Source organism: Amaricoccus sp., assembly GCF_036846665.1.
GTDB lineage: Bacteria > Pseudomonadota > Alphaproteobacteria > Rhodobacterales > Rhodobacteraceae > Amaricoccus.
Map to the genome: position 1 here is coordinate 1 of NZ_DAIUBO010000152.1, position 9,453 is coordinate 9,453.

General features: G+C 69.0%; 8 protein-coding genes. 3 read left to right on the top strand and 5 right to left on the bottom strand.

Features of this window, described 5'->3' with window-relative positions; genetic code table 11:
- A partial coding sequence (locus V7050_RS14180) for a thiamine pyrophosphate-dependent enzyme (RefSeq protein WP_324410706.1) occupies positions 1-677 on the top strand: 677 nt, incomplete at its 5' end.
- Between the two features lie 105 nt (positions 678-782).
- On the opposite strand, the gene V7050_RS14185 is transcribed toward V7050_RS14180, so the two are convergent.
- Positions 783-1,283, bottom strand: a complete 501-nt coding sequence (locus V7050_RS14185; protein WP_324368669.1) for a cell wall hydrolase — start codon at positions 1,281-1,283, stop codon at positions 783-785.
- A gap of 164 nt (positions 1,284-1,447) precedes the next feature.
- Between V7050_RS14185 and V7050_RS14190 the strand changes: the two genes are divergently transcribed.
- On the top strand, positions 1,448-2,404 hold the full coding sequence (locus tag V7050_RS14190) for a cation diffusion facilitator family transporter (RefSeq protein ID WP_324368667.1): 957 nt from the start codon (positions 1,448-1,450) through the stop codon (positions 2,402-2,404).
- Between the two features lie 52 nt (positions 2,405-2,456).
- Here V7050_RS14190 and V7050_RS14195 read toward each other — a convergent pair whose 3' ends face one another.
- On the bottom strand, positions 2,457-3,416 hold the full coding sequence (locus V7050_RS14195) for a calcium-binding protein (RefSeq protein WP_324368665.1): 960 nt from the start codon (positions 3,414-3,416) through the stop codon (positions 2,457-2,459).
- 296 nt (positions 3,417-3,712) lie between these two features.
- Between V7050_RS14195 and V7050_RS14200 the strand changes: the two genes are divergently transcribed.
- Entirely contained in the window at positions 3,713-5,593 is a 1,881-nt protein-coding gene (locus V7050_RS14200) for a PhoX family protein (RefSeq protein WP_324368663.1), read from the top strand.
- 75 nt (positions 5,594-5,668) lie between these two features.
- On the opposite strand, the gene V7050_RS14205 is transcribed toward V7050_RS14200, so the two are convergent.
- The 3 genes from V7050_RS14205 to carB form a co-directional block, all read right to left on the bottom strand.
- Complete coding sequence (locus tag V7050_RS14205) at positions 5,669-5,983, bottom strand: hypothetical protein (protein WP_324368661.1); 315 nt, start codon at positions 5,981-5,983, stop codon at positions 5,669-5,671.
- Between the two features lie 310 nt (positions 5,984-6,293).
- Complete coding sequence (locus V7050_RS14210) at positions 6,294-6,737, bottom strand: cell wall hydrolase (RefSeq protein ID WP_324368659.1); 444 nt, start codon at positions 6,735-6,737, stop codon at positions 6,294-6,296.
- 146 nt (positions 6,738-6,883) lie between these two features.
- The coding region (gene carB, locus V7050_RS14215; protein WP_324410708.1) for a carbamoyl-phosphate synthase large subunit at positions 6,884-9,453 on the bottom strand (2,570 nt) is incomplete at its 5' end.

The window sequence follows — 9,453 nt, forward strand, 5'->3', positions numbered from 1 at the left end:
CCCTCGAGCTCCGCGGCGCGATCGCGCCGTCGCTCGCCCGGCTCGCCGGCGCGCCGCGGCGCGGCCGGCGCTGGCCGGATGGCGAGCCGGCGCTTGCGCGCGAGCGGCTGGTCGCGACCTTCGCCGCCGGGGATTTCGGGCCCGCGGCGATCTTCCATGCGCTCAGGGCCGCGATGCCGGAGGGATCGGTGGCGACGGCCGACAGCGGCGCGCATCGCATTCTCTTCAGCCATGTCTGGCGCTGCCACGGGCCGCGGCAATTGCTGCAATCCACCGGCTTCTGCACCATGGCCTGCGCGGTGCCGCTGGCCGCCGGCTTCCGGCTCGGCCTCCCGGACACGCCGGTGCTGGCCGTGGTCGGCGACGCGGGGCTGGAGATGGGCCTGGGCGAGCTGGCGACGATTCGCGATCTGGGGCTCGCGGTGATCGTCGTGGTTCTCGTCGACGGCAAGCTGGCCCTGATCGACATGAAGCAGCGTGGCTCCGGCCGGCCGAGGAGCGGCGTCGATTTCGGCCGCAGCGACCTGCCCGCCGTCGCGCGGGCGATGGGTGGTTACGGGGCCTGGATCGACGACCTCGAAACCCTGGATGCGGAGATCGCCGCTGCGCTCGACCGCGGGAGCTTCACGCTGCTCGCCTGCCGGATCGGGCCGGAGGCCTATGACGGGAGCTTCTGATGCCGATGGCCGGCGCCGTCTGACCGACGCGGCCCGATCGCCACGGGCCGATCGGGCCGGGGACCCATGGCCGGCGTGGGATGGAAGTCGACGGGTATGAGGCGATCAGCGGTAGAAGACGTTGCCGCCGATCTTGCCGACGCGCGGGCGGGTGTTGAACCACCCCGGGCTGGCGCTGGCGGCGTGGAAGAAGAGCGCGCCCTGGGTGATGTCCGGCTCGCCCGAAAGCACCGCCTCGGCGATCCGGAAGGCGCGGCTGCGCGAGCCGGCCTCCGCGAGGGTCTCGGAATGCCCGTCGCAGCGATAGGAGAACTGACAGCCGTCGGCGACCACGCCACAGACGGAATTGGGGAACTTGGCGCTGCGCGCGCGGTTCACCACCACATGCGCCACCGCGGCCTCGCCCTTCGGCCCGGTGCCGCGCGCCTCGAAATAGATCGCTTCGGCGAGGCAGGCGAGATCCCGCGACTGGATCTGGATATCGGCGGCCGCAGTGGTCGGATTGGCCGCGGCGCGCGACGCTTCTTCGGGGGGCGGCGTCACGGCGCAATTGGCGAGGGCAAGTACGCTCGCGAGACCGGCAAGGGCTCTGGCAAGGCTTTTCAAGGCTCGGACTCCATACTCGTTACCGGCGACAACCTGCCAGTGTGCAGTGCAGCATGTCCATAAGTTGAATCCGGGTCGGCGGATTCCCGCCGAAATTGGTTAACGCTTCCGACTTGAAGCCTGCGCGCTTGACTGCTTCACTCGCGCCACACGAGGGGATCGCCATGGCCGGCGGAACGACGAAGGTTGTCATTGCGGCGCTGATCGGCAATGCGGCGATCGCGGTGACGAAATTTGCCGCAGCGGCCTTCACGGGGTCGTCGGCGATGTTCGCCGAGGCGGTGCATTCGGTGGTCGATACCGGCAACCAGCTGCTGCTGCTCTACGGCATCCGCCGGTCCGGGCGTCCTGCGGACGCCGTTCATCCCTTCGGCTACGGCAAGGAGATCTATTTCTGGGCCTTCGTGGTGGCGATCCTGCTCTTCGCGCTCGGCTCCGGGATCTCGATCTACGAGGGGCTCCACAAGATCGCCGACCCGCATCCGATCACGGATGCCTATGTCAATTACATCGTGCTCGGGCTCGCGATGGTCTTCGAGGCGGCGGCCTGGACCGTGGCCTATCGCGCCTTCGAGCGGGAGCGGGGCAATACGCCGATCCTGCGGGCGGTGCGGCAGTCGAAGGATCCGGCGCTCTTCACCGTGCTCTTCGAGGATTCGGCGGCCATGCTGGGGCTGCTGGCGGCGCTGACCGGGGTGTTTCTTTCGGACCGCTTCGGGATCTTGCGCGCGGACGGGGCGGCGAGCCTGGTGATCGGCGGGATCCTGGCGGTGGCGGCGGTGCTGCTGGCGATCGAGACCAAGGGCCTGCTGATCGGCGAGGCGGCGAGCGACGACCTGCTGCAATCGGTGATCGGGCTGGCCGGGCAGGCGCCGTTCGTGGAGGGGGTCAACGAGGTGCGCACCATGCATTTCGGCCCGGCGGACGTGCTGGTCAACATCAGCGTCGATGCCCGCAACTCCTTGATGGCAAACGAGATCGAGGGGGAGGTGAGCCGGCTCGAGACGCGGATCAAGGCCGTGCATCCGGAGGTGAGCCGGGTCTTCATCGAGATCCAGGCGGCGCGCGACAGCGCCGGCCAGATCGCGCCGGGGGACGTGGGCTCGGCGGAGCCGGCGTGAGGGCGCCGGGCATGCCCGCGTTTTCGGGCATTCCCCTCGCCGCGCTGGCAACTCAGAGCAGGAAGTCGCTCGCGTCCAGCGCCGGGTTGCCGTCGATCCTGATGGCGAAATCGGCGCTGCCGTCGCCGGTGGTGTCGCCGGAGACCATGCCGGGGACATAGCGCAATTCGCCGGGCGTGCCGGAGAAGGGCGCCGGGCCGATGAAGACGAAGGCCTGGTCGCCGGGCTGGGTCTCGTCGGCGTCGATGCGGCGCAGGTCGATGCGATCGGCACCGCCGAAATCCTCGATCACGTCGCGCTGGCTGGAGCCCGGCGGGCTGTCGTCGATGGAATCGAAGCGGAAGAGGTCGTCGCCCGAGCCACCGGTCAGGATGTCGCGCCCGAGGCCGCCGATCAGCCGGTCGTTGCCGGAATCGCCGAAGAGGAAGTCGTTGCCCGGGCCGCCCCAGAGCACGTCGTTGCCGTCGCCGCCATAGATCGTGTCGCCGTCGCCGCCGCCGGAGATCCGGTCGTTGCCGTCGAGCCCGTAGAGCCGGTCGAGCCCCTGCTGGCCGAAGATGCGGTCGCTGCCGCCGTTGCCCCAGATCAGGTCGCCGCCGGTGAAGCCCTGGAGCACGTCGTTGTCGCGGGAGCCGAGGATCGTGTCGTTGCCGGCGAGGATCAGGCTCTGCAGGAGGCGGCTGTCACCGAAGGCGAGGGCGCGGAAGGCGAAGCCCGCGTCGAGCTCGAAATTCGAGATGGAGAAGCTGCCGCCGGTGCCGGTCTGCGAATAGCCGGTCAGGCTGCCGCCGGTGACGATGCCGCGCCCGAAGGCCGCGTTCAGGAACGGCTGGCTCCAGAAGGTGGTCCCGACATTGGCCAGCGTGCCGTAGTCGAAGGTGAAGACGCCGCTGTAGCGGCCCAAGGTGCCGCCGTCCGCCACGGTGATCTCGAAGCGGTCGGACGTCACGACGAAGCCTTCGGCGAGGCCCGCGCGCATGTCCGTGGCCCGGGCGGCCCTGAGTACGGCCATGACCCTGATCCCCCATTTCCCCGGGATCAGGGTAAAGGCGCGTCAACCCTGTTTCAACGGATTTGACGAGTTAAGTAATCGTATAGGCCGCATCTTGACGTGTCATCTTCGTGCGGGAGCTGAAATGCCTGCGTTCCCGCTGCCGGGAACATCCGGGATCTTCGCCCTCGCGGCATCGAAGCTCCGACACGCCTGACGGACGGCTGTCACAGCAATGTTTCAGGGGGGATGTAACAGGGTCACAGCCTGAGACCGCTCCGGGCACCGCGCCAATCTTGAAGCAAGGGACCTGACGAATGAACGCCAAATCCACTGTTGACCTCTCCTGGGACGAATTCGACGAGCTGCGCGATCCGCGTCCGGCGGAGAACGACTTCGACCGTGTGGTCGAAGCCGCCATCGCCCGCCGAGGGTTGCTCGGCGGTGTGCTCGCCTTCGGTTCGGGAGCCATGGCCTTCGGCCTCGGCGCCATGGTCCCGGCCGGCTCGGCCCGGGCGCAGGCCGCCGCCTTCCCCTTCCAGCCGATCGACATCGCCACCGATTTCGACATCCACGTGCCCGAGGGCTATCGGTGGAAGCCGCTGGTCAGTTGGGGAGAGGCCCTGTTCTCCGAGGCCGAGGGCGCCTGGTCGCCCGAGAACGGCGTGCCGGTCGCGATGTCGGACAAGGTGTTCGGCGAGAACACCGACGGCATGGAACTGTTCGTGATCGACGGCAAGGAGGTGATCGCGGTCAACTCCGAATACGTCAACCCGAAGATCAACCTGCCGGCCGCGTCCGAAGGCGTGCCGCAGTCCGCGGAAGAGGTCACGCTGCTGAAGAACATGCAAGGCGTGACGGTGATGGAAGTTGCCGACAGCGGCAACGGCTACGAGGTCGTCGTCGACAGCCCGTTCAATCGCCGCATCACCCACGAGACCCCGATGACCATGGACGGCGCCGCCGCGGGCTCCGATCTGGTCAGGACCAAGGCCGATCCCGAGGGCATGTCACCCAGGGGCACGATGAACAATTGCGGCGCGGGCAGGACGCTCTGGGGCACGTATCTGACCTGCGAGGAGAACTTCAACGGGCTCTTCGGTGCCACCGGCGAGATGCCCCAGGGCGAGGGCTACGGCCGTTACGGCATCGGCGGCGAAAGCCAGTACGCCTACGAGAAGTTCGACCCGCGTTTCGACATATCGAGCGAGCCGAACGAGCCGCATCGCCATGGCTGGATCACCGAGATCGACCCCGCCGACCCGTCGAGCACGCCGGTGAAGCACACCGCCCTCGGCCGCTTCAAGCACGAGAATGCCGCGATGGTTCAGGCGGCCGACGGGCGGATCGTCGTCTACATGGGCGACGACGAGCGCGGCGAGTTCATCTACAGGTATGTCTCGAACGGCACATGGGCCGAGGGCCAGCCGACGAACGGCCTGCTCACCGACGGCACGCTCTATGTCGGGAAGTTCAACGACGATCAGACCGGCGAATGGCTGGCGCTGACGCCCGAGACCACCGGCATGGCGCCTGCCGAGATGCTCGTCTTCGCCCGGATGGCGGGCTCGAAGGTCGGCGCCACCACCATGGACCGCCCGGAGTGGATCGCCTGTCACCCGCAGCGCGCCGAGGCCTATTGCTCGCTGACCAACAATTCCAACCGCGGGATCAAGTCCAATGCCGGCGGCGACGCGACCCCGGTCGGCGGCCCGAACCCGCGCGAGGCCAACGAGTACGGCCAGATCGTGCGCTGGCGGCCCGAGGGCGAGGACCACGGCGCCACCGCCTTCACCTGGGATCTCTACGTGATGGCCGGCAACCCGGCGGTGCATTCCGACGCCTATGCCGGCTCGCCGAATATCAACCAGGGCAATATGTTCAACTCGCCCGACGGGATGGCCTTCGACACCACGGGTCTATTGTGGATCCAGACGGACGGCGACGACAGCAACGAGGGTGATTTCGCGGGCCAGGGCAACAACCAGATGCTCATCGGCAATGCCGATACCGGTGAGATCGCCCGGTTCCTCACCGCACCGAATGGCGCCGAGGTTACCGGTCTCTGCTGGTCAGCCGACCGCAGGGTGGCTTTCGTCGGCATCCAGCATCCCGGCGGTTCCTGGCCCGACGGGGAAGGCAAGCCGCGCTCCTCGGTGATCGCGATCTGGCGCGAGGACGGGGCGACCATCGGCTGAGCCGGGAGATGCGAGATTGTCCGGCGCCGGGGGTCCCGGTGCCGGCCATTGCGCCCGCGGTCCTGTCGCCCTCGGTCAGTCCCAGGCGACGGCGTAGCCCGTGGAGCGGGCGCCGCTGCCGTTGGGCAGGGGGGTGTGGCGGGTCAGCACGATGGCGTCGACGTCACGGCCGTATCGGGCGCGGGCGTCGTCGAGCAGGAGCGGAGCCTGCAGGGCGGACCAGCTCGCGCCGGCTGGGCGCGCGTCGGCGCTGACCGCGACCGGGCCGAGCGGGTGGTGGGCGCGCGCCGGGGTCTCGGTGTAGAGCATCGGCTTGCGCAGGGTGACCGCGCTCACCGCGACGGCGGAGAGGGCGACGACGAAAATGGCGGTGAAGGGAATCCTGTGCATCTGTCCTGCCTCGGACGGGTCTGGGGTTTCTTGCTCGTTCGCGGTTCCGGAGCCATGCGCTGCGCCGCAGCAACATCATGGCGTCAATGTGTTAACGCCGCGTTACCTGCCGGCAACGGCCACCGTGGCGCGGCGGCGCCCGAAAGGATGCGACGTCGGTTCAAAGACCGGATGCAAGCGATTGATTTCAGGATACTATAGCGAGAATGCCGGCGAATCAATCCGCGAGGCTACGGGAGGCTGCGAGTTGCGGTATTTCTGCAACGGTCAAGGATCTTGCAGGTGCGGGCGCCGGTGGGACGTCGGGGCTTCAGCGGTAGAAGACGTTGCCGCCGATCTCGGCCGTCCGGGTGCGGGAGGCGAACCAGCCGGGTTCGACCGCGGCGGAATGGAAGAAGAGCGCGCCATGGGTCGGGTCGGGCGCCTCGCCGGCGAGCACTTCTTCGGCGGCACGGAGCGCGCGGGCGCGCTCCTCGGGATCGCGCAGGGCGTCGGACCGGCCGTCGCAGCGGTAGGAGAATTCGCAGCCGTCGGCGATCACGGCGCAGATCGTGCCGGGGAATTCCTGGTGCTCGCGGCGGTTGAGAACCACGTTGGCGACGGCCAGCGCCGCCGTATCGCCCTTGCCGCGCGATTCGAAATAGACCGCCTCGGCCAGGCAGGCGACCGCCTGGGGCTTCGTGGCGGCGGGACCCGCATGGGCCACGGGCGCGAGGGCGGCTGCCAGGGCCGCGGCGATCAGGGTCAGACGCAAGGGAGGGCTCCCCCAACTGTCACTGTTGGCGGAAAGATGCATGCTGCGGTGCAGCATGGCAAGGGGATGGCCCGCGAGCGGCGGATTCCTGCCGATGCCGGTGGGCAGCCCCGATCGGCGGACCGCCGCCCGCCGGCGCGGCCGTCCTATTGCAGCGCTCGGACCATCAGCTCCCCGGCCATGCGGTCCTTGATGGCGAGCGCGGCGGCGCGGGCGCCGGCGGCGGTGGTGTAATAGGGGATGCGGTCGGAGAGGGCGAGCGCGCGGATCTCGCGTGAATCGGCGATCGACTGGGTGCCCTCGGTGGTGTTGAAGACGATCTGCACCCCGCCGTCCTTCATCAGGTCGACGATATGCGGCCTTCCCTCGTAGACCTTGTTGATGCGGGTCGCGGGGATGCCGGCCCGGGTCAGGAAGTCGCGGGTGCCGCCGGTGGCGATCAGGGTGAAGCCCAGTTCCTGCAGGATGCGCGAGGCCTCGACGATCGCCGGGGCCTTGTCGCCGTCCTTGATCGAGACGAAGACGGTGCCGGCCTCGGGCAGGGCGGCGCCGGCACCCATCTGCGCCTTGAGGAAGGCGCGCGGGAAGCTGCGGTCCCAGCCCATGACCTCGCCGGTGGAGCGCATCTCGGGGCCGAGCAGCGTGTCGACGCCGGGGAAGCGGTTGAAGGGCATCACCGCCTCCTTGACCGAATACCAGGGCATCTGCGGATCGGCGAGCGTCATGGGGTCGGCGAAGGGCAGCGGGTCGTCGGGATCGACGCCCTCGGGATAGGGCGGGCGCAGCGGGAAGGCCGCGAGCTTCTCGCCGGCCATGACCCGGGCGGCGATCGAGGCGATGGCGCTGTCGGTGGCCTTGGCGACGAAGGGCACGGTGCGCGAGGCGCGCGGGTTGACCTCCAGCACGTAGATCTCGCCGTTCTGGATGGCGAACTGCACGTTCATCAGCCCGACCACGTCGAGGCCGAGGGCGAGCGCCCGGGTCTGCTCGCCGAGCGCCGCGATGGTGGCGGCGTCGAGCGAATAGGGGGGCAGCGCGCAGGCGCTGTCGCCGGAATGCACGCCCGCCTCCTCGATATGCTCCATGATGCCGGCCACATGCACCGCCGCGCCGTCGCAGATCGCATCGACGTCGACCTCCACCGCGTTGGAGAGATAGCTGTCGAGCAGGACCGGCGTGTCGCCGGAGACATGCACCGCCTCGCTGATGTAGCGGGTGAGCTGCGCCTCGTCGCGCACGATCTCCATAGCGCGCCCGCCGAGCACGTAGGAGGGCCGGATCACCAGCGGATAGCCGATGCGCGCGGCGACCGCATGGGCCTGCTCGGGCGAGCGGGCGATGCCGTTCTCGGGCTGGCGCAGGCCCAGCCGGTGCAGGAGCTGCTGGAAGCGCTCGCGGTCCTCGGCGAGGTCGATGGCGTCGGGCGTGGTGCCGAGGATCGGGATGCCGGCGTCGTGGAGCGCATTGGCGAGCTTGAGCGGCGTCTGGCCGCCGAACTGGACGATGACGCCCTTGAGCGTGCCGTTCTCCTGCTCGACGCGGAGGATCTCGAGCACGTGCTCCAGCGTCAGCGGCTCGAAGTAGAGCCGGTCCGAGGTGTCGTAGTCGGTGGAGACGGTCTCGGGGTTGCAGTTGACCATGATGGTCTCGTACCCCGCTTTCGTCAGCGCGAAGCAGGCGTGGCAGCAGCAATAGTCGAATTCGATGCCCTGGCCGATGCGGTTCGGCCCGCCGCCGAGGATGACGATCTTGTCGCGGGCGGAGGGCCGGGCCTCGCATTCCACGAGGCCCATCGCGTCGGCCTCGTAGGTGGAATACATGTAGGGCGTCTGGGCCTCGAACTCGCCGCCGCAGGTGTCGATGCGCTTGAAGACCGCGCGCACCCCGAGGCGCATGCGCTCGGCGCGCACATTGGTCTCGGTGCGCGCCGCGAGATGCGCGAGCCGGGCGTCGGAGAAGCCCATGGTCTTGAGCCGGCGCAGGCCGGCCGCGTCGCGGGGCAGGCCGTCGCGGATCACCCGCGCCTCCTCCTCGACGATCTCGCGGATGCGGGCGAGGAACCAGGGATCGAAGCGGGTGACGGCGTGGATGTCCTCGTCGCTGAGCCCGTGGCGCATGGCCTGGGCGGCGAGGCGCAGCCGGTCGGGGGTCTGGCGGGCGAGGGCCTTGACGATCGCCGCACGGCCCTCCGGACCCTCCGAGGCGCCGGGGATCTCGATCTCGTCGAAGCCGGAAAGCCCGGTCTCGAGCGAGCAGAGCGCCTTCTGCACGCTCTCGTGGAAGGAGCGGCCGATGGCCATGGCCTCGCCGACGGACTTCATGGCGGTGGTCAAGAGCGGCTCGGCGCCGGGGAATTTCTCGAAGGCGAAGCGGGGGATCTTGGTGACCACGTAGTCGATGGTCGGCTCGAAGCTCGCCGGGGTCACCTGGGTGATGTCGTTGTCGAGCTCGTCGAGCGTGTAGCCGACGGCGAGCTTGGCCGCGATCTTGGCGATCGGAAAGCCGGTGGCCTTGGAGGCCAGCGCCGAGGAGCGGGAGACGCGCGGGTTCATCTCGATGACGATCAGCCGGCCGGTCTCGGGATGCACCGCGAACTGGACGTTGGAGCCGCCGGTCTCCACGCCGATCTCACGCAGCACCGCGATCGAGGCGTTGCGCATCATCTGGTATTCCTTGTCGGTCAGCGTCAGCGCCGGGGCGACGGTGATCGAATCGC